The organism is Actinomadura spongiicola (genome assembly GCF_003432485.1).
Lineage (GTDB): Bacteria > Actinomycetota > Actinomycetes > Streptosporangiales > Streptosporangiaceae > Spirillospora > Spirillospora spongiicola.
This window is the reverse complement of sequence record NZ_QVNQ01000004.1, coordinates 242,720-263,392: the sequence shown is the minus strand read 5'-3', so window position 1 is coordinate 263,392 and position 20,673 is coordinate 242,720. Positions and strand designations below refer to the sequence as shown.

14 protein-coding genes are annotated in these 20,673 nt (G+C 72.1%); 8 read left to right on the top strand and 6 right to left on the bottom strand.

Annotated features, from left to right (window positions below):
* Positions 1-15: 15 nt before the first annotated feature.
* Complete coding sequence (locus tag D0T12_RS13975) at positions 16-1,836, bottom strand: hypothetical protein (RefSeq protein WP_117399993.1); 1,821 nt, start codon at positions 1,834-1,836, stop codon at positions 16-18.
* A gap of 192 nt (positions 1,837-2,028) precedes the next feature.
* Positions 2,029-3,339 carry a glycosyltransferase family 2 protein gene (locus D0T12_RS13970; protein WP_233526045.1) on the bottom strand — a complete coding sequence of 437 codons (1,311 nt, stop codon included), beginning with the start codon at positions 3,337-3,339 and terminating at the stop codon, positions 2,029-2,031.
* Between the two features lie 354 nt (positions 3,340-3,693).
* Between D0T12_RS13970 and D0T12_RS13965 the strand changes: the two genes are divergently transcribed.
* Positions 3,694-5,502, top strand: a complete 1,809-nt coding sequence (locus tag D0T12_RS13965) for a phospholipid carrier-dependent glycosyltransferase (RefSeq protein ID WP_199487451.1) — start codon at positions 3,694-3,696, stop codon at positions 5,500-5,502.
* 25 nt (positions 5,503-5,527) lie between these two features.
* Here the strand turns inward: D0T12_RS13965 and D0T12_RS13960 are convergent, their stop codons facing one another.
* Positions 5,528-5,830: a hypothetical protein gene (locus D0T12_RS13960; RefSeq protein ID WP_117399991.1), complete on the bottom strand. Its 303-nt coding sequence runs from the start codon at positions 5,828-5,830 to the stop codon at positions 5,528-5,530.
* A gap of 34 nt (positions 5,831-5,864) precedes the next feature.
* Positions 5,865-6,701, bottom strand: coding sequence for a 16S rRNA (cytidine(1402)-2'-O)-methyltransferase (gene rsmI, locus D0T12_RS13955; protein ID WP_233526044.1), 837 nt, complete (start codon positions 6,699-6,701; stop codon positions 5,865-5,867).
* Positions 6,702-6,756: 55 nt separating this feature from the next.
* On the opposite strand from rsmI, the gene D0T12_RS13950 reads away from it, so the two are divergent.
* Positions 6,757-8,466: a dolichyl-phosphate-mannose--protein mannosyltransferase gene (locus D0T12_RS13950; RefSeq protein WP_117399989.1), complete on the top strand. Its 1,710-nt coding sequence runs from the start codon at positions 6,757-6,759 to the stop codon at positions 8,464-8,466.
* Positions 8,467-8,497: 31 nt separating this feature from the next.
* Here D0T12_RS13950 and D0T12_RS13945 read toward each other — a convergent pair whose 3' ends face one another.
* Positions 8,498-9,724 (bottom strand): MFS transporter, encoded by a 1,227-nt coding sequence (locus D0T12_RS13945; protein ID WP_117399988.1) that lies wholly within the window; start codon positions 9,722-9,724, stop codon positions 8,498-8,500.
* A gap of 138 nt (positions 9,725-9,862) precedes the next feature.
* On the opposite strand from D0T12_RS13945, the gene D0T12_RS13940 reads away from it, so the two are divergent.
* From D0T12_RS13940 to D0T12_RS13925, 4 genes are all read left to right on the top strand, one after another.
* Complete coding sequence (locus D0T12_RS13940; RefSeq protein ID WP_199487450.1) at positions 9,863-10,939, top strand: LacI family DNA-binding transcriptional regulator; 1,077 nt, start codon at positions 9,863-9,865, stop codon at positions 10,937-10,939.
* Positions 10,936-11,916, top strand: coding sequence for a class A beta-lactamase (gene bla / locus D0T12_RS13935; RefSeq protein ID WP_117399986.1), 981 nt, complete (start codon positions 10,936-10,938; stop codon positions 11,914-11,916). The genes D0T12_RS13940 and bla overlap by 4 nt, the downstream gene beginning before the upstream one ends.
* A 140-nt stretch (positions 11,917-12,056) precedes the next feature.
* Entirely contained in the window at positions 12,057-14,906 is a 2,850-nt protein-coding gene (locus D0T12_RS13930) for an AAA family ATPase (protein ID WP_117399985.1), read from the top strand.
* Between the two features lie 67 nt (positions 14,907-14,973).
* Complete coding sequence (locus D0T12_RS13925) at positions 14,974-16,581, top strand: toprim domain-containing protein (protein WP_117399984.1); 1,608 nt, start codon at positions 14,974-14,976, stop codon at positions 16,579-16,581.
* On the opposite strand, the gene D0T12_RS13920 is transcribed toward D0T12_RS13925, so the two are convergent.
* Positions 16,559-17,884: an amidase gene (locus tag D0T12_RS13920; protein ID WP_233526043.1), complete on the bottom strand. Its 1,326-nt coding sequence runs from the start codon at positions 17,882-17,884 to the stop codon at positions 16,559-16,561. The genes D0T12_RS13925 and D0T12_RS13920 overlap by 23 nt on opposite strands.
* A gap of 47 nt (positions 17,885-17,931) precedes the next feature.
* On the opposite strand from D0T12_RS13920, the gene D0T12_RS37015 reads away from it, so the two are divergent.
* Both D0T12_RS37015 and D0T12_RS13915 read left to right on the top strand, forming a co-directional pair.
* Positions 17,932-18,060, top strand: a complete 129-nt coding sequence (locus tag D0T12_RS37015) for a hypothetical protein (protein ID WP_267900399.1) — start codon at positions 17,932-17,934, stop codon at positions 18,058-18,060.
* A 270-nt stretch (positions 18,061-18,330) separates the two neighbouring features.
* Positions 18,331-20,673, top strand: a complete 2,343-nt coding sequence (locus D0T12_RS13915; protein WP_199487449.1) for a phosphoketolase family protein — start codon at positions 18,331-18,333, stop codon at positions 20,671-20,673.

The window sequence follows — 20,673 nt, the reverse complement described above, 5'->3', positions numbered from 1 at the left end:
GACGCGCCCGGTCGATCAGCGGGCCCAGGCGACCCAGTCGCCGTCGACGGTGCGGCGGCTGTCGACGACCCGCCAGCCGGGCGGCGCGCCCCGCGGCCAGGACGCCGCCGCGGGCACGTTCTTCGGCCACGCCAGGACGACCATGTCCGCGTCCCGTGGCGGCGGAACCCACCGGGCGTCGAAGACGGTGCCCTCGCCCCACCACGCCCAGTAGTAGTGCGACAGCCGGATCGTCCACGGTACGTTCCAGTCCACCGCGATGGTCCGCCGCGCCCGCAGGTCGACGCTCCCCCGGAGATCGGTGTGCGCGAGCTCGTCCCGTACCAGCGGCCGGGCGATGCGGTCGGTGGCGGTGACGCACATGGCGACCGCGACGACGGCCGACACGCCCGCGAACAACGCGAGACCACCACGTCGCAGCCGAGCGACGGCCACGGACGCGCCGAGCAGCGCGAGCGCGGTGATCGTGGCGTCCCACAGCCGGAACGACGCCCAGTCCCACGTCAGGAAAGACGTCTCGGGGAAGTCGAAGACCGTGTAGGTGTACTGGGTGAGCAGGTCGCCCGCGTACCACTGGACGACGGACGCGGCGACGACCGTCATCGCCGCCGCCGAGGCCACCGCCCACAACAGCGCCCGGTGCGACGCGCGGAGCACGACCGCGACACCGACGGCGAACAGCACCGGCGTGACGGTGGCGAGGTAACGGCCGTACGCGTAGTTGCCGATGCGGTACTCGACGGGCAGCGCCGCCGAGGTCGCGAACGCGATGCCCCCGACGACGGCGAGGAGGCCGAGGGCCAGCGCCCGCGTCCGCCCCGCCGCGCCCGCGAGCGCCCCGGCGGGACGGACGGCGGCGAACGCGACGGCGACGAGCCCGATCGCCGCGACACCGCCGGTCGCGACCGCCTGGTACCAGACCTGGCCGGTGCCGATCGACAGCATCCAGCCCCACCCGTCGCCGGTGGTGAGCCGCCGGACCACGTTGTCGCCCAGGTCGTTGTCGCCGTGCGGGTACATGTGCGGCAGCAGCGACCGGTTCAGCAGCGTCCCGGTGGCCGTCCCGGCGGCGGCGACGGCCCCGACGAGGAACGTGGCGCGCCAGGACCGCCACCGGCACACCACGGCGGTCGCGAGCAGCGCCCCGTGCACGGCCAGCAGGATCGCGCCGCGCGAATGGCTGGCGTAGGTGTACGCGACCAGCGCGGACGCACCCGCCCCGGCGAGCGCCGCCCGCACGGACGAGCCGCGCGGTGAGCCCCCGGAGGAGCCGGACCCGGACGGCGGCGGGCCGTTCAACCAGGTATGGACGAGCAACAGCCAGCCCATCACGATCACCGGCAGGACCGCGTCGGTCAGCACGAACTCGGAGTAGAACACGACGCACGGCAGCGCCGTCGTCACGTGCGCGAAGACGTACGCCCACGGCCCGCGCACCCCGAGGCGGCGCAGCAGCAGGAACGCCAGCGGCAGCATGGCGGCGCTGACCAGCGCGTTGATGACCAGAGCACCCCGGTACACGGTCACCGGGTCGTCCCCGAACCAGAACGCGGGCGTCAGCAGCAGCGGATATCCGCCGCGGTACACCGTCCCGGACGACATGTCGGCGTCGGGCCCGCCCGTGAGGACTCGGGCGGCGAACAGGTACCCGGACTCGTCCGGTGTCGCGACCGGCACCGTCTGCCCGGAGCCGAGCCACAACCGGACGCCGACCTGCGCGAGCCAGCCGACCGCGAACAGCCACGCCCAACGGCGGCGGCTCAATCCGGTCGGGACGTCGCGTCGGTCCGGTGGCGCGACCGGCGGCCGTGCGACGGCCGGAGTTCGCGTGCTCATCGACGTACTGCCCCCCGATGCCGGGCGATCAGATCGGTGGTCCATCGCCGGTCAAGCCTGGCACAGCACGACCGCGGCTCCGGCGCGACGCCGAGAACACTCAGCAGGTTCTCGGCAGTTCGCTGTGATCTGTCCGCTTGGTTCTTCGGGTGGCTTCACATGATGATAAATCAACGTCCGGGAGTCGCGTCCCTACCCGTCCTTGTGCCGGGCCGCGTTCTCGCGGGCCTCCACCTTCTCCGCCTTCTCCGCCTTGCCCGCCTGCTCCGCCTTCTCGTCGGCCTCGGCCCGGGCGACCCGCCGGGCGGCGGCGTCCACCACGCCCGCGGCCTCCTCGGCGGGGTCGATGACGGGCGGGTGCTGGCGGCGGCGGATGCCGAGGATGCTGACGAACAGCGAGGCGAAGACCGCCTGGAGGCTCATCACCAGCGCGGTCGCGGCGGGTACGACGATGCGCAGCGACTCGCGCGGGTCCAGCTCACCGAAGCTGTTGACCCGCCAGTGCAGCAGCGACGCGACGAGACCGGCGAGACCGGCGACGGCGAGCACCCCGCCGAGCAGCAGACCGCGCTCCAGACTCCACCAGTCGATGATCTTCTGGACCCTGCGGTCGTGCGGCAGGAATCCCTCCTGCATCGCGTACACCTTGGTGAGCAGCGCGAACAGGACCGCCTGGAAGCCGATGACCAGCGCGGCGCCCGCGCCGACGAGCGTGTCGACGTCGAACGCGATCTCCCCGACCGTGACCGGGCCGGTGGACAGCGCGATCCCGGCGAGCAGCCCGACCGTCATGAAGACCAGGCCGGGGATGAGGAACAGCCAGCGGGGGCTGTAGAGCATGAGGAAGCGGAGGTGCCGCCACCCGTCGCGCCAGGTGTTCAGGTGCGGGGCGCGGCTGCGGCCGTCCGGCGACAGCGTCGTCGGGACCTCCCGGATGTCGTACCCCTGGAGGGTCGCCTTGACGACCATCTCGCTGGCGAACTCCATGCCGCCGGTCTGGAGGCCGAGCCGCATGATGGCCTCCTTGTCGAAGGCCCGCAGCCCGCAGTGGAAGTCGCCGATCTTGCTGCGGAAGAACAGCCGTCCGACGAAGCTGAGCACCGGGTTGCCGAGGTAGCGGTGCAGCGGCGGCATGGCGCCGTCGGCGATGCCGCCCTTGAACCGGTTGCCCATGACGAGGTCGGCGCCGTCACGCAACTCGTCCAGGAACGGGCCGAGCGTCGTGAAGTCGTAGGAGTCGTCGGCGTCGCCCATCGCGACGTACCGGCCGCGAGCGGCGCTGATCCCGCCCATCAGGGCGTTGCCGTACCCCTTGTCGATGACCGGCACGACACGGGCGCCCGCGTCCCGGGCGAGCTGCTGGCTGCCGTCCGTGCTGCCGTTGTCGGCGATGACGACCTCGCCGTCGATGCCCTTCTCCTCGAAGAAGCCGATCGTCTTGCGGACACAGGTCTCGACCGTCTCGGCCTCGTTCAGGCAAGGCATCACTACGGAGAGTTCCACGCGATCTCCTTCATTACCCCTGGTGACCGTTCGCGATGTGATCCACTAATCTCAGTTGTTCCGCGAGGCGGCCCGTCGCTTCATGCTCGTGTTCCCGAGCTGGTCGTTCACATGCTCGTCGTTCATGATGCCTGCCGAGGACGGGTATTGATGGCCGCTCCGGTCAAGAGCACCCGTATCGTGTTGCCCACTTGCAACCCAAAAAACAGACACCGCCACGGTCTCGGGCGGCAGGCTAGGACGTCAAGCATACGGGCACACCGGCCCGGAAGGGGTGGGTCGGCTGTGACGCGCACCGGTGAACAACCCAGTGCCGCCGGACAGGGGGCCCGACACCGAAGGGGAGGTGCGGCAGTGGCGGGGGAATCGCCGCTGAGTACCGCGGTCGACACGGGGCTCGGCACCGCACTGGACGACGCCACGCCGAAGGAGGCCGTGCTGGACGAGACGGCACCGACCGAGGCAGCGCTCGGCAAAGCAGCGCTCAAGAAATCGATGCTCGACGAAACGCCGCCCGGCGAGAAGGCGTCCGGGGGGACGGCGCCCGGAGGGAAGACGTCGGCTGGAACGACGACAGCCCCCGATCCCGACGAGGCCCTGCGGGAACGTCCGGAGTCGGACGGCTCGCCGGACGGCCTGGGGGAGCCGGAGTCGCCCGAGTCCGAATCCGAGTCCGCGGACTCGCGGCGCAGGGGGCGCCGCCGCGGACCGTGGGAACTGGTCCGCCGCCACCCCGCCTTCAGTGTGATCATCGCCACAGCGGCGCTGATCCGGGTGCTCGCGATGCTCGGCTACCAGCCGGTGATGTTCTTCAACGACAGCTTCGACTATCTGCACGTCGCCATGGAGCCGTATCCGCATCCGCTGCGGCCCGACGGCTACGCCTTCCTCCTGTGGATCCTCAAGCCGTTCCACAGCTTCGCGCTCGTCGCCGCCCTCCAGCACCTCATGGGCCTCGCCATGGGCGTCATGATCTACGCGCTGCTGCGGCGCAAGTTCCGGCTGCCCGGCTGGGGCGCCGCGCTCGCCGCCGCGCCCGTGCTGCTGGACGCCTACCAGCTCCAGCTCGAACACCTCGTCCTGTCGGACACGATGTTCACGTTCCTGGTGATGAGCGCGGTCACGCTGCTGCTGTGGCACGACCGTCCGTCCTGGCGGATCGCCGTGGCGGTGGGCCTGATCATCGGGATGGCGTGGCTGACCCGCTCGGTCGGGATGCCGGTGCTGCTCGGCGTGCTGGTGTACATGTTCATCCGGCGCACCGGCTGGAAGGTCATGGCGGCCACGCTCGCGGCGTGCATGCTGCCGGTGCTGGCCTACATGGGCTGGTACAAGGCCGACAGCGACAAGTTCGCGATCACCGAGAGCAACGGGATCTTCCTGTACGCGCGGGTCTACAAGTTCGCCGACTGCCACCAGATGAAGAACCTGCCGGTCAGCGAGTACCCGCTGTGCGTCGAGTCCGCGAACCGGCTGCCGAACTCCCAGGACGGCATCTGGAACCCGGGGTCCCCGCTCAACCGCTACCCCGGCGCCCGGTTCAGCCCGGACAACAACGCGCTCAGCAACGATTTCGCCAAGCGCGCGATCCTCGCGCAGCCCCTCGACTACATGAAGGTCGTCGCGCACGACTTCTTCCGGGTCTTCCGCTGGGAACGGACGGTGTTCCCCGACAAGGACACCTACTCCCAGTACGAGTTCCGCCGGACGAGCAAGCCGCTGCCGAAGTGGCACATGGACCCCAACTCGATCGCGGCGGCCGAGGCCCGCGCCTACGAGCGCGGCAACGCCCAACCCCGGGTCGTGGAGCCGTTCGCCGGGGTCGCCCGCGGCTACCAGGACGTCTTCTACCTGCGCGGGACGATGGTCGGTGTGATCCTGCTCGTCGGGCTGGCGGGCCTCGTGCCGCTGTGGCGCCGGTTCGGCGGTGAGGCGCTGCTGCCGTGGACGCTCGCGACCGGGCTGCTGCTGGCGCCCGCCGCGACCGCCGAGTTCGACTACCGGTACGTGCTGCCCGCCGTCCCGCTCGCGGCGCTCGCCGCCGGGATGGCGTTCAGGCCGGAGTCCCGCGCGACGGTGGCGGGCTGGACACGGGCCGTCCACCGGCGCCTCCAGCGGCACGGCTCGGCGAAGGCGGCGCCGGAGAACGTCCCGGTGACCTGACCCTCACCCGGTTCACCAAGTCGTGTCACCAGGCGTGCATGCGGCGGAGGTGGTACACCATCGCCACATCCGCGCCGCCGCGCGCCTTCACCACCTCTGCGTGCCCGGCCCGCACCGCGGACAGGGCCTTGACGTTCTGGCTCTGGCATTTCGGGCAGAACCGGTCCACCCACGGCGTCGTGCAGGGTAGGCCTCCGCGCGTGTACACGACGGCCTGGTTGCCGTGCCCGTCGCCGTAGTGGCGGGCCTCCAGGTCCTCGTCCCAGGTCGCGGAGCAGTTCAGGCACTCGAACACCCAGGCCTCGTGGCTCGACCACGCGTCCCGCATGGCTCTCACCTCCGCTTCGTGGTGACGCCACCACTTAGTTCCTGGCCCGGACGACGGCGTCGTAAACGGTGCGTTTCGGGGCACCGTTCTCCTTGGCGACCTCCGCGATCGCCTGCTTGCGGGGCGTCCCCGCGTCCTCCCGCGCGGCGACGGCGGCGGCCAGGTCCGCCGGGTCCGTCAGGCCCTCGGGTTCGGGGGCGCCGCCGACCACGAGCGTGATCTCGCCGAGCACGCCGCCGTCCGTCCACGCGGCCAGCTCGCCGAGCGTCCCCCGGCGGATCTCCTCGTAGGTCTTGGTCAGCTCCCGGCAGACGGCGGCGGGACGGTCCGCGCCGAACGCGTCCGCCATGGCGGTGAGCGTGGCGGGCAGCCTGCGCGGCGACTCGAAGAACACGAGGGTGCGGCGCTCGTCCGCCAGCGCCGCCAGCCACCGGGCCCGCTCCCCCGGTTTGCGCGGCGGGAACCCCTCGAAGCAGAACCGGTCGGTGGGCAGCCCCGACACCACCAGCGCCGTCGTCACGGCGGACGGTCCGGGCAGCGCCGAGACGGGCACCTCCGCGGCGACGGCGGCGCGGACGATCCGGTACCCGGGGTCGGACACACCGGGCATGCCCGCGTCGGTGATGACGAGGACGTCCCGTCCGGCCAGCAGGTCCTCCAGCAGCTCCGCCGCCCGCGCCTTCTCGTTCTGGTCGTAGAAGGACACGACGCGCCCGCCGAGCGTCACACCGAGATCACCCGCCAGCCGACGCAACCGCCGGGTGTCCTCGGCCGCGATCACCGGCGTTCCGGCGAGCGCCTCCCGAAGCCGGACGGAGGCGTCCTCCGGCCGTCCGATCGGGGCCGCCGCGAGCACCAATGTCCCTTTCACATGGCCATTCTTCCACCCGAAACCGCCGCCTTCCGTACACCCGTACGATGACAGGATGGCGACGACGGATCTGGCTCCCGCGCAAGCCCACGGATCCCGGCGCAGGCCTCCGCTGAGGGAGTGGCTCGCCCCCGCGATCCCGGGCAGCGCGGCGCTGTCCTGGCTGGGGCCGCTCCTGGTCACGTTGCTCGCGGGCTACCTGCGGTTCGACCGGCTCGGGTCGCCGAAGGCGGTGGTCTTCGACGAGACCTACTACGCCAAGGACGCGTTGTCCCTGCTGAAATTCGGGTGGGAGCACAACACCGTCGAGAACGCCGACAAGATGCTCATCGCCGACAAGAACGCGGACATCTGGGGCAACGGACCGTCGTTCATCGCCCACCCGCCCGGCGGCAAATGGATGATCGCGCTCGGCGAGTGGATGTTCGGCGCGACGCCGTTCGGCTGGCGGTTCATGCCCGCGCTCGCCGGGACGCTGTCGGTGCTGATCCTGTGCCGGGTCGCGCGGCGGATGACCGGCTCGACGCTGCTCGGCTGCGCCGCGGGACTGCTGCTGGCCGTGGACGGTCTGGCGTTCGTGACGAGCCGGGCCGCGCTGCTGGACGTCTTCGTGATGTTCTGGGTCCTCGCCGGGTTCGCGTGCCTGGTCAACGACAGGGACCGCTCGCGCCGCGTCCTCGCCGAAAGGCTCGAACGCTCCCCGGCCGGTGCGGAGGGCTCTCTCTACGGGCCTTTCCTCGCGCACGGTTGGAGGTGGGGCGCGGGCGTCTGCCTCGGGTTGGCCTGCGCCACGAAATGGACGGGTGTCTTCTACGTCGCCGCGTTCGGGATCATGGTCGTGCTGTGGGACTACGGCGCCCGCCGCGCGGCCGGGGTCCGCTCACCGGTCACCGGGATGCTGCTGCTGGAGGCCGTCCCGGCGTTCGTCCAGCTCGTCGTGGTGGGGCTGCTGGCGTACCTGGCGACATGGTGGGGCTGGATCTTCAAGCCGGGCGGGTGGGGACGCGGCGACGTGTCCGATCATCTGCTGTTGCGGCCGTTCGAGGCCCTGCCCAGCCTGTGGAGCTATCACAGGCAGATCTTCAACTTCCATTCCGGGCTGGACGACAAGCATCCGTACCAGTCGTGGCCCTGGGACTGGCCGATCCTGAAACGGCCGGTCGCGTTCTTCTACACCGAGCCGAAGAACGCCTGCGACGGCGCGACGCGCTGCTCCCGCGAGATCCTCGGCATCGGGACGCCCGCGCTGTGGTGGGGCGCGCTGTTCGCGTTGATCGCGGTCGCGTTCATCTGGCTGATGCTGCGGGACTGGCGGGCCGGGGCGATCGTGTGGGCCTTCGTCGTCGGCTGGATCCCCTGGTTCGTGCCGGCGTTCTCCGAGCGGACGATGTTCCTGTTCTACGCGACGCCGCTGATTCCGTTCATGGTGCTGGCGATCGTCCTGGTCCTCGGGTACGTGATGGGGCCCGCGCCGTCCTGGTACGGGGGCGCGCACGTCGCACGCCCCGGTGACCGCGGCTTCGGCGGTGACGGTCGCGACGGGGAGGACGTCAAAGGTCTCGACGGCTTTGGTGCGACGCGTCCGGTCCGTCCGACTTCGCCACCGCCCGGGGCGGGGACGAGGCGGTGGGTCGGCGCCGTCGCCGCGGGCGCGTACCTGCTGGTGGTCCTGGTGAACTTCGCGTACTTCCACCCCATCCTGTCGGCCGAGACCATCCCGTACGACGAATGGCACGACCGGATCTGGTTCGGCTCCTGGGTCTGACCCGCGCGAACCACGCGGGCGGGCGGCGTCCTCACGCGGGGGCTTCGGCGGCGCGTGCCGGTGCGGTGCGCGGGCGCAGTGTCCTGGCGCCGAGCAGGCACAGGACCAGGGCGAGGACGCCCCCTGCCCCGGCCCCGGCGAACGCGCCGTGGACGCCCGCGAGGTCCTGCGCGACCCCGGCGGCGAGCGAGCCGAGGGAGGTGCCCGCGCCGACCGCCGCGACGACCCACGCGAACGCCTCGGTGACGGTCCCGCTCGGCGCGAGCCGGTCGACGAGGGTGAAGCTGCACGCCAGCACGGGCGCGAGGAACACCCCGGACAGGAACGCGAGCACCGACATGCCCGCCAGGCCGGGCGCGAGGACGAGCGGGACGTACCCGGCGGCGAGCGCGGCCAGCAGCCACGGCAGCCTCCGGTGCGGCGCGCTCGCCCACCTCCGGGCGCCGTAGACGATGCCGCCGGTGAGCGCGCCGCCCGCCATGCACGCCAGCAGCAGCCCGGACGCCGCGTCCGTGCCCTCCCGTTCGGCGTAGGCGACGACGGCGACCGCGTACACGCCGAGCGCGATCCCGGCGCAGGCCAGCGACAGCAGCAGGACCCGCAGGCCCGGGGACCGCAACGGGCCCGCCCAGTCGGAGGCGCGCGGCTCGCCCCGCCAGCGGCGGGACGGCCCGGACAGCGCGACGATCAACGTCCCGGCGACGCCGAGCGCGCCGGTCAGCAGCAGCGCGGTCTCGGTGTTCACCACGGCCGCGGCGACGACGAGCAGCGGGCCGAGGGTGAAGAGCAGTTCCTGGGCGGCGGCGTCCAGCGCGTACGCGGCGTCGACCTGCTCGGGGCCGTCGAGGACGTCCGGCCACAGGGCGCGCAGCCCCGCCTCCAGCGGCGGTGTCGCGAACCCCGCGACGATCACCGCGGCGATGGCGACCGGCAGGGGCCCGGCGCCGACGGCGGCGAGCAGCGCGAAGCCCGCCGCGGACGCCGACGCGGCCGGGAGCAGGACGCGCGGCTGCCCGAACCGGTCCATGGCGCGACCGAGGACGGGCTGTCCCGCGGCGGTGGCCAGCCCGAGGATCGCGGCGAGCGTCCCGGCGAGCGGGTAGCCGCCGTCGTCCTCCCGGATGTGCAGGACGACGGCGAGCATCCCCATGCCGTTCGGGAGCCGGCCGAGGAGGGTGGCGCCGAGCAGCCGCCCCGCGTACGGCCTTTTCAGGAAGGCGACGTATCCCCGTACGACTCCCCGCACAAACCCGCGCATGCTCGGCCCCCGAAGCAGTCGTACGTGCCCGTCACCGGGCTGGTCATACGTATTACTCGCCGTGGGTCATACGTACCACTCCGCGGGGGCGCGGCGCTAGTCTGAGTTCGTCCCATGATCCCTCCAGGGAGGCGCAAGGTGCCGGCAATCAGCCGCCCCACCAGCAAGGACGTGGCTCAGGAGGCGGGAGTCTCGCAGTCCACGGTCTCGCTCGTGCTGGGCGGCAAGTGGACGGGGCGGGTCTCCCCCGCCACCGCGCGGAGCGTGCGGATCGCGGCCGAACGCCTCGGCTACCGCCCCAACAAGGCGGCGCGGAACCTGCGGCTCGGCACCACCCGGACCGTCCTGCTGATGGTCCCGACGCTCACCGCGCCCTTCTTCGGCCCGGTGTACACGGGCGCGGCACGGGTCGCGGCCCGGCACGGCTTCGGCGTCGTCGTCTCCACCTGGCCGGAGGACGACCCGGCCGGCACCGGCGAGACGGTCGACCGCACCCCCCGGAACGGTCCCTGGGCTTCGCCGCACGAGGCGATCGACGGGATCCTCGCGTCCTCGATGGCGGCGTCGACGACGGCGACGACGGTCGGCGGCGCGCTCCGCGAGTACCGCCTGACACCGGCGGTGATGCTGGACAGCGGCCCGGCCGGTGACCGCGTCCCCACGGTCGACTTCGGTGTCGCCGACGGGATGCGGGCGATCGTCGAACACCTCGCCGCGCTCGGCCACCGCCGCATCGGCCACGTCGCCGCGGCCGTGGACCAGTGGACGTTCCGTACCCGCGCCGACGCCCTCACCGCCGCCGTCACGGCCCTGCCCGGCGGGACCGTCACCCGCGCCTCCTGCATGATCGACGTGACGTCCGCCAAGGACGCCGCCGGACGGCTTCTGGACCGGTCCGATCGTCCGACCGCGCTGGTCTGCGACGACGATCTGATCGCGGCGGGCGCCTACAAGGCGGCGCGGGCCCGTGGCCTGGACGTCCCGGCCGACCTGTCGGTCACCGGGTTCGACGACGTGCTTCTCGCCACCGCGCTGGAGCCCGAACTGACGACCGTCCGGCTGCCCGCCGAGGAACTGGGCACCCAGGGCATGACGGCGCTGCTGGACCTGCTCGCGGGCCGCCGACCCCCGCCCCGGACGCTGCCCGGCGAACTGATCGTCCGAGGTTCCACCGCACCCCCCGCCCCCGGCGACAAGGACCCGCGCACCCCATGACGACCCCCACCCCCCGGTTCCGGACATCGCTCGGCGCCGCGCTCCTCGTCCTCTGCGTCCTCGGCGGGCTCGCGGGCTGCGACTCCGACGCGAACCCGTCCGCGAAGACCACGGAGAACACCGCGTCGAAGCCGACCGTCCCGAAGACCTCCGCGCCGCGGGCGCACCCGTCCCAGGCCGATGTCACGCGGCGACTTCTCCGGTTGGAGAAGGCCCGGGACGCACGCGTCGGCGCGTACGCGATCGACACGGGAACGGGCCAGGTCCTGGCCCACCGGGCGGACGAGCGTTTCCCGTTCGCGTCCTCGTTCAAAGTGATGGCGTGCGCCGCCGTCCTTCAGAAGGCGCGCCGCACCGACCCGGGTCTCATGGACCGCGTCATCCGCTACGACCGGCGCGACCTGGCCGCGTTCTCCCCCGAAACCGAGAAGCACGTGGGCACCGGGATGACCGTCGCCGAACTGTGCGGGGCCACGATCACCAAGAGCGACAACACGGCCGGGAACCTGCTCCTGAAGGAGATCGGCGGGCCGCGGGGCCTGACCGCCTTCTTCCGTTCGCTCGGCGACACGGTCAGCCGGAGCGACCGCGTCGAACCCGGGCTCAACAGGTGGCGGCCCGGCGAACTCCGCGACACGACCGCGCCGGGCCCGTGGGCCCGCGATCTGCGGGCGCTCACCGTGGGCGACGCGCTCGTGCCCGCCGACCGTGAACGGCTCGTCGCCTGGTTGAAGGCCTCGGTGACCGGGGGCGAACGGATCCGCGCGGGCCTGCCCGGCGGCTGGACGGTCGGCGACAAGACCGGCACCGCGGGCGTGCACGGCAACGCGAACGACATCGCCGTCGTCTGGCCGCCGTCCGGCGCCCCGCTGATCTTCGCGATCCTGGTCACCCGACCGGACGCGGACGCCGAACCCGACGACGAGACCGTGGCCGCCGCCGCGCGCATCCTCGCCCGCGGCCTCCGCCCGTCCTGACACCTGCCGCGTCACCGGCCGCGGCCGGGCCGATTCCAAGATGACATGCCCGATATCAGCCATTGGGGTGACCGCTAACCCGGCAGCGTCTTGGGAAACGTAGGCTGTACCTCTGTTTGAACTGCCTTGGGGAGACTTCTTTGCGGCTGCCGGAGCATCTGGAGCTACTGCTCACCGACGAGCCGGTGCTCGACGTCTACTCGTACGGTCCGTGGCGCGTCCCCGACGGCCTGTTCGAGGAGATCTCGGCGCGGATCGACGGGCTCGCGGCCGACCCGCGGGCCGCGGAGCTGACCACCGACGAGCACAAGCTCCTGACGTTGCCGGCGTCGCTGGTCACCGCGGAGATCTTCGGCATTCTGGCGTTCCTGCCCGGCGGCGGGGCGATCAAGGCGGGTTCGTGGTCGCAGCTGCCCGAGCGGCTGCTGTACCGGCACCTGGTTAACCCGGGCCCGCTCAGCACCCGCATGACCCGCTGGGACGCGCCGGGCGGCCGGTGGCGGCCACCGGTCGACTGGCTGATCGAGGCCCCGGACCGGGAGCTGGCGATCGACCTCGCCCGCGACTGCCTGTCCGTCCTGGAGGGCGTGGAGCCGCTGGAGGAACGCCGCAAGGCGCTGCTGCGGCTGTACGACGACCCGCCCACCTGCGACGTGAACCTGCCCAAGATGGAGTTGCGCGAGCACTGGCACACCCACGCCGGAGACGACATCGTCACGGCGGTGCCGGAGCTGCTCGGCCCGGTCGGCTACCTGGAGTGGGTGTGCGCGGGGCTGCTCGCCGCGTACGAGCACCTGACGGAGGTGGCGCCGCGCGACGAGACCGTCGAGGTCCACCTGATCCAACTGCTGCTCCAGGGCAGCATGGAGGGTGTCCCGGCGGAACTGGCCGCCGCCCTGGGCGAGGACCGGTACGGCGAGCTGCAACAGCGTTTCCCCGGTGAGCGTCGCGGGTTCAAGCCGGGCGCGTGGCAGGAGCGGACGCGGGCCTGGCTCGTCCGGGCGCTGGTCGCCGGGGCCGCCGACGCGTGCCGGGGCTGGCTCGACATGGCGATGCGGTTCATCGCGATCGTCCAGGGCCTGCCGGGCGACCCCTGGTTCCCGAAGGCCGAGTGGATCCCGGTCGGCCAGTTCCAGACGGACCTGCGGCGCCTGTACGCGCCGCGCCGCCGCGTCGTCAACCCGCTCACCGAGACGCTGCGCGCCGTCCCGGCGGAGACCGGGCACGCCCGGTCGCGGACGAGCGGACGTCCGGAGATCGCCACGTCCCTGGTCGGTCAGCCGGAGGTGGTGCGGGCGCTGGAGGAGCTGACCCGCGGCGACGAACCCGTCCGGCTGCTGATCGCCGGACCGGACGGAACCGGGAAGCGCGACGCCGCGCAGGAGCTCGCCAAGGCGCTCGCGTTCGGCCGCGACCCGCACTGGATCACCGACAACCTGTTCACCGGGCAGCGGCTGTCGGACGCCGTCGCCAAGCTGCACGCCGACGCCCGCGACTGCGCCGGTGACCGGCTCCTCATCATCGAGGGCCTGGACGGCATCGTCACCGACCCCGGCAACGGCGAGGCCCTCGCCGTCGAACTGCACCGCCTGCTGGCCGTCCACCCCGACCTCCACCTGGTGGCGCTGTGCGACGCGGGCGGCGAGGAGCGGATCCGGGAGATCAACCCCGTGCTGCCGCAGCGGTTCCGGATCGCGCGGACCCAGCCGTTCACCGCCGAGGGCCACGCCGAACTGTTCCGCCGCGCGCTCGACGCGCGTGGCGCCCGCGGCACCCGGCAGGCGATCGAGGCGGCGGGCGCGCTGCTGGCCCTGACGCCGCCGATGCAGACGCTCCGCAACGCCCGTCTCGCCCCGCACCTCGCCGACCAGGTCGTCGCCACCGCCCGAGCGCGCGCCGCCCGCGACTCGGCGGCCAGGGACTCCGCCGTCAAGGACCCCGCCGTCAAGAGGCTCGCCGCCAACGGCGTGAGCGCCAACGGCACCGGTCCCGGAGACCTCGCCACCTCGGCGGACCGGGGCGCCCACGACGGGGACCCGGACACCAAGGTGATCATCCGGAAGCAGGACATCCCGGAAACGCTGGACACCTCGTACGCGGCCGGGAACCCGCTCGCCGAACTGAACGCGCTCACCGGCCTCGAATCCGTCAAGCACGAGATCTCGCTCATCGTCGCCGGAACGCACGCCGCGCGGCTGCGCAGCGAGTCCGGGTTGCAGATCACCCCGCCCACCAGGCACATGGTGTTCACGGGCAACCCCGGGACCGGCAAGACGATGGTGGCGCGGCTGCTCGGCCGCATCTACAAGCGGCTCGGGGTGCTGTCGTCCGGGCATCTCATCGAGGCGTCCCGCGCCCACCTCGTCGGCGAGTACATCGGCCAGACCGCGCCCCGCACCCGCAGGCTGGTGGAACGCGCGCTCGGCGGCGTCCTGTTCATCGACGAGGCGTACACGCTCACGCAGTCCCCGCTGAAGGGCGACTACGGGCACGAGGCGATCGCCGAGCTGGTCAAGCTGATGGAGGACCACCGCGACGACCTCATCGTCATCGTCGCCGGATACCAGCAGGAGATGGCGGAGTTCCTCGCCGCGAACCCGGGCCTCGACTCGCGCTTCCCCAAGCAGATCCACTTCCCCGACTACACCGACGACGAGCTGATCACCGTGTTCGGGCAGCTCGCCGCCGCCGACGGGTTCCGGCTCGCGCCCGGCACCGAGGACGCCCTGCACGCGATGCTGCGCCGCGCGCCCCGCGGCCCGTCGTTCGGCAACGGCCGCCTCATGCGCAACATGCTGGACGTCGCCGTCGCCAACCAGGCCGACCGGGTCGCGTCCGCCGCGTTCGCCGCGAAGAAGAACGGCCGCGACGGCCGCGACGGCAGGAAGGCGTCCCGGAAGCCGACGAAGAAGGAACTGATCACGCTCAGCGCCGACGACCTGCCGCCGCTCCTGGACCACCCGGAGGAATTCTTCGGCCTGTACCTGTAGGCGGGCTCGTATCTAGCGGGTATGACGTAGGTGGCTTCCCCGCCGTCCGAGAGGCGAGGAGGCTTCCATGCGACCGGACGACCGGCGTCTCCTGCGCGGCATCGCCGACCAGGAGACGGCCCGCCTGCGGGACGGGACACGCCCATGGTCGTGGTGGCTGGAACGCGCCGTCCTGCACGGACGCCGCCACGGGTACATCGGCGTCCTGCTGATCAGCGCGCAGTGGCGCGGCGCCACCGACGTCCGCTCCTATGACGCGTGGCGTTCCGCGGGTCGTCAGGTCAGGAAGGGTGAGACCGGCATCCGCGTCCTCGGCCGGACGGGTGCGCCGCGCGCCGTGTTCGACGTGTCCCAGACGGAGGGCCTGCCCCTCCCCGACGACCGGGACCCGCCCCCGCCGGACGCCGAACATCGCCTCGCGTCCCTCACCGCGCGGGCCCCCGACCGTGGCGTGCGGCGCGTCGAGGCCGACTCGGTCGCGTTCCTCGTCGCGTCCTGGCTCGGGTCGGAGCCGTCCATGCCCACGTTCCCGGCGCGGGCGTTCTGGGCGGGCCCCGGAATCGGCGACCGCATCCTCCGGACGGCCCGGCGCGTGCACGGACGCGTGTCGGGCGCGTCCCAGCACGGGATCACGGCGGACGCGGAACGCTTCTTCCACGCCCGGCTCACCGACAGTTGGGTGCCCGGCTACCTGGCCGGACGCGGGTTCCCGGCAGCCGTGCAGCGACGATGGCGGATCGGATACGCGCCGAACGGGCCCCGCGCACTCACCGACCACCTGCGGAAGCTCGGACACGCCGACGATGACATCACCGCTGCGGGACTGGCCCGCCCTGATGACGGCCCCGGCGGCGGCAAGCGCGCGGGCAACGGCAATGGCGAGCGGCTTCGCGACACGTTCAGGGACCGGGCGATGTTCGCGATCCGGACCCAGGACGGCGCGGTCGCGGGCTTCATCGGACGCCGTCGCGACGACGCCCCGGGTCCGAAGTACCTGAACGGACCCGCGACGTCCCTGTTCCACAAGGGCGAGCTGCTGTACGGCCTGCACGAGGCGCGCGACCGGCTCGCCGCCGGTGCGCGTCCCGTGATCGTCGAGGGGCCGTTGGACGCGATCGCGGTCACCATGGCGGCGCCCGCCGAGTACGCGGCCGTCGCGACCTGCGGTCTCACGCTCACCGCCGAGCAGTTCGACGCCCTCGCGGGCATCGCCGACCTGGACGGCCTGGGCGTCCTCCTCGCCCTGGACGGCGACCCCGCCGGGCGGGCCGGAGCCGTCCGGGTCTGGGAGCGGCTCGCCGGAGTCGGCGGACCGGTCGAGACCACGGCCCTGCCTCCGGGCCATGACCCGGCGGGCGTCCTGGCGTCCGGTGGCCGCGCGGCGGTCCGCAACGCCCTCCGTACCCGGACACCGCTGATGGACGCGGTCATCGACAGCGCCTTCGACAGGGCTGTCGCCGAGGTCTGCAACGGGCCCGTCAGCGCGGCCGTGGGCGGGACGTTCGGTTCGCCGGAGGGGCGGCTCGCCGCGATCCGCGCGGCGGCGAAGATCATCGCCACGCGCCCGCCGGAGGCGGCACGCCAGGTCGTCCGGGTCGCCGCCCGCGCCGACGTGCCGCCCGCGCTCGTCACCGAGATCCTGTGCGAGACCGTCAGCCCGGTCGACCGTCCGTAAGCCGCGCGGCCGCCTCGAACAGGATGTTCTCCGCGCCGCGCCGGGTGACGAGCTGCGCCCCGACCGGCATGCCGTGGACCGTTCCGACGGGCACCGAAAGCGCGGGAAGGCCGACCAGGTTGAACGGGCAGGTGAGGCTCACCAGCATCGGAATGTGCGGTCCGAACGGCCCCTCCGTCTCACCGATCCTCGGTGCGGTGATCGGGAGGGTGGGCAGGGCCAGGAGGTCGTAGCGCTCCAGCAGCTCCGCGACCTCCCGCGCGATCCGCTCCCGTGCCCGGACGGCCCGGACGAACCGCCAGCCGGGTGTCCGCGCCGACTGCTCCAGGCGTTCCAGGGTGACCCGCTGGTACAGCTCCGGTGCCTTCTCGACCCGTTCGGCGTGGACGTCGTACGCCTCGCTCTCCTGGATCGCCCGGAACACCCGCCGAATCTCGTCCAGGTCGAGCCGCTCGGACGGCGCGTCCGGGAACGCCGCCCGGACGACCCGCACCACCTCAGGGTCGGCCACAAGCGGCTCGATCCATCCGACACTTGGCGCACCGCCGGGTCCCGCGCCGCCGTCCACCGGCGACGGAGCGGCCTCCGCCAGGCCGGTCAACGCCTGGTAGGCGATGCGGCAGTCGTCGGCGGATCCGGCGAGGAGGCCCACATGGTCGAAGGACGCCGCCAGCGGGAACACCCCGCCGGTCGGGAGGACGTCGAAGGCCGGTTTGAACCCGGCGATCCCGCAGAACGCCGCCGGGATCCGCACCGACCCGCCGGTGTCCGTGCCGAGGGCGAGCGGGACCATCCCGGCCGCGACGGCGGCGGCGCTGCCCGCGCTGGATCCGCCCGACATCCGCTCCCGGTCGTGCGGGTTGCGGACCGGCCCGTTCACCGACACGTCGCCCGTCCCGCCGTAGGCGAACTCGTGCGTGCCGGTCTTGCCGACGATCACGGCTCCGGCGTCGCGCAGCATCGTCACGCACGCCGCGTCCGTCTCCGCCACATGTCCCGTGAAGTGCGCCGATCCCATGCCGGTCGGGAGTCCCGCGACGTCGATGATGTCCTTCACGGCGACCGGCACACCGTGCAGCGGGCCCCGGTCGACACCGGACGCGAGTTCCGCGTCGGCCCGGCGGGCGGCCGCTTCGGCGCCCTCACGGTCGACGGTCACGAAGGCGTTCAGCGTCGGGTCCGCGTTCCGGTCCGCGTCGATCGACTCCAGCGCGCGACGCACCAGCCCGGTCGCCGACTCGTCCCCGTTGCGTAGGGCGTGCCCGAGGTCCACCAATGTCCGTCCGGCAAAGAATCCACCCATCCGGCCTCCCATCAGCCCATTCCTCCCCGGCGGCGGACCGCCGCCGCATGTCGCGCTCCGTCGTCCATTCGTCGCCGACCGTCAACCTCTCGTCGCAGATCGGCGACCGTCCGTCGAGCGCGGCCCTGAACCTGCAAACCTACGCGCGAGTACACGGCAGGCTGCAACGCACCTGATGAGACGGCCCACCGGTTCGCTGGGGGGCGAGGCGGAACCGCGCGGCTTCTGGGGGCGCGGCGACCGCCTCTGTAACCGGTGACGTCGACAGGCTGGGGGACAAAGCCACGGCGGCACGACGATACTTGCGCATCCCGCCGCCGTGGCTCTGTCACCACAGTCCTGTAACCAGCGAGGGCTCGCCGGGTAGGTGGGCGGGGACGGTTGAGGGCCCGGAGAGCGGGGACGTGAACCTTCGGCGAGGAGCGACACCGAGGGGGTCCGGCGTCTTGAGCGACGACGAAACACGGGAAATCGACGCGTACTGGAGAGCAGCGAACTATCTGTCGGTGGGGCAGATCTATCTGCTGGACAACCCGCTGCTGCGCGAGCCACTTCAGCCGCACCACATCAAACCGCGGTTGCTCGGCCATTGGGGCACCACGCCCGGCCTGAACTTCTGCTACGCGCACCTCAACCGGGTCATCAAGGCACGCGACCTGGACATGATCTACGTGATGGGCCCGGGGCACGGTGGTCCGGCGGCCGTCGCGAACGCCTGGCTTGAGGGCACCTACAGCGAGGTGTACCCGGACGTTTCGCTGGACGCGGCGGGGATGCGGCGGCTGTTCCGGCAGTTCTCCTTCCCCGGCGGCGTGCCCAGTCATGTGGCGCCGGAGACGCCCGGGTCGATCCATGAGGGCGGTGAGCTGGGCTATTCGCTGGCGCACGCGTACGGGGCGGCGTTCGACAATCCGGACCTGGTGGTGGCGTGCATCGTCGGTGACGGCGAGGCGGAGACGGGCCCGCTGGCGGCGAGCTGGCACTCCAACAAATTTCTGGACCCGGTGAAGGACGGCGCCGTGCTGCCGATCCTGCACCTCAACGGCTACAAGATCGCGAACCCGACCGTGCTGGCCCGGATCCCCGAGGAGGAGCTGGCCCAACTCCTCGACGGCTACGGGTACCGGCCCTACCTCGTGGGCGGGGACGACCCGGCGTCCATGCACCGCAAGATGGCCGCCGCGCTCGACCAGGCCCTCGACGAGATCGCCGACATTCAGCGCGGTGCCCGGGAGGAGGGGCTGACCGAGCGGCGACGCTGGCCGATGATCGTCCTGCGGACGCCGAAGGGCTGGACGGGCCCGAAGGAGGTCGACGGGCTCCCGGTGGAGGGCACCTGGCGATCCCACCAGGTACCGCTCGCGGGCGTGCGCGACGACGCCGAGCACCTCGCTCTCCTGGAGCAGTGGTTGCGTTCGTACCGTCCGGACGAGCTGTTCACCGACGACGGGCGTCCCGTCGAGGCGTTGCGGGCCATGGCCCCCGAGGGTGAGAGGCGGATGAGCGCCAACCCGCACGCCAACGGCGGGTCGCTGCTGAAGCCGCTGGCGCTGCCCGATTTCCGCGACCACGCGGTCCCGGTCGACAAGCCCGGCACGACGACGTCCGCGCCGACCCGGGTGCTCGGGACGTTCCTGCGCGACGTCGTGAAGGCGAACCCGTCGACGTTCCGCATCATGGGCGCGGACGAGACCGCGTCCAACCGGCTCGGTGACGTGTTCGACGTGACCGACCGCGTGTTCCAGGGCGAACGGCTCGCGACCGACGAGCACCAGGGGCCGTCCGGCCAGGTGATAGAGGTGCTGAGCGAACATCTGTGCCAGGGCTGGCTGGAGGGCTACCTCCTCACCGGACGGCACGGGCTGTTCAACAGCTACGAGGCGTTCATCCACATCGTGGACGCGATGTTCAACCAGCACGCCAAATGGTTGAAGGTCACCCGGGACCTGCCGTGGCGGCGCCCGATCGCGTCCCTGAACTACCTGCTCTCCTCGCACGTGTGGCGCCAGGACCACAACGGCTTCACCCACCAGGACCCCGGCTTCCTCGACGTCGTCCTGAACAAGAAACCCGAGATCGTCCGCGTTTACCTGCCACCGGACGCCAACACCCTCCTGTCGGTCGGCGACCACTGCCTACGTTCCCAGGACTACGTGAACGTGATCGTCGCCGGGAAGCAGCCCGCGCTCGACTGGCTGCCGATGGACGCCGCGATCGCCCACGCCACGCGCGGCATCGGCATCTGGGAATGGGCGTCCACAGACGGCGGCGCCGACCCCGACGTCGTCCTCGCCTGCGCGGGCGACATCCCCACCCTGGAGACACTCGCCGCCACCGACCTGCTCAGGCAACTCTTCCCTGAACTGCGCGTCAGGGTCGTCAACGTGGTCGACCTCATGCGGCTGCAACCGTCCAGCGAACACCCCCACGGCATGCCGGACCGCGACTACGACGCGCTGTTCACCACCGACAAGCCCGTCATCTTCGCCTTCCACGGCTACCCGTACCTGATCCACCGGCTCACCTACCGCCGCGCGGGACACCCCAACCTGCACGTCCGCGGCTACAAAGAGGAAGGCACGACCACCACCCCGTTCGACATGGTCATGCTCAACGACCTGGACCGCTTCCACCTGGTCATGGACGTCATCGACCGCGTCCCCTCCCTCGGCGGACGCGTCGCCCACATCCGCCAACGCATGGCCGACGAACGCCTACGCCTACGCGCCCACACCCGCGAACACGGCGAAGACGCACCCGAAGTCAGCGGTTGGACCTGGCCACACTGA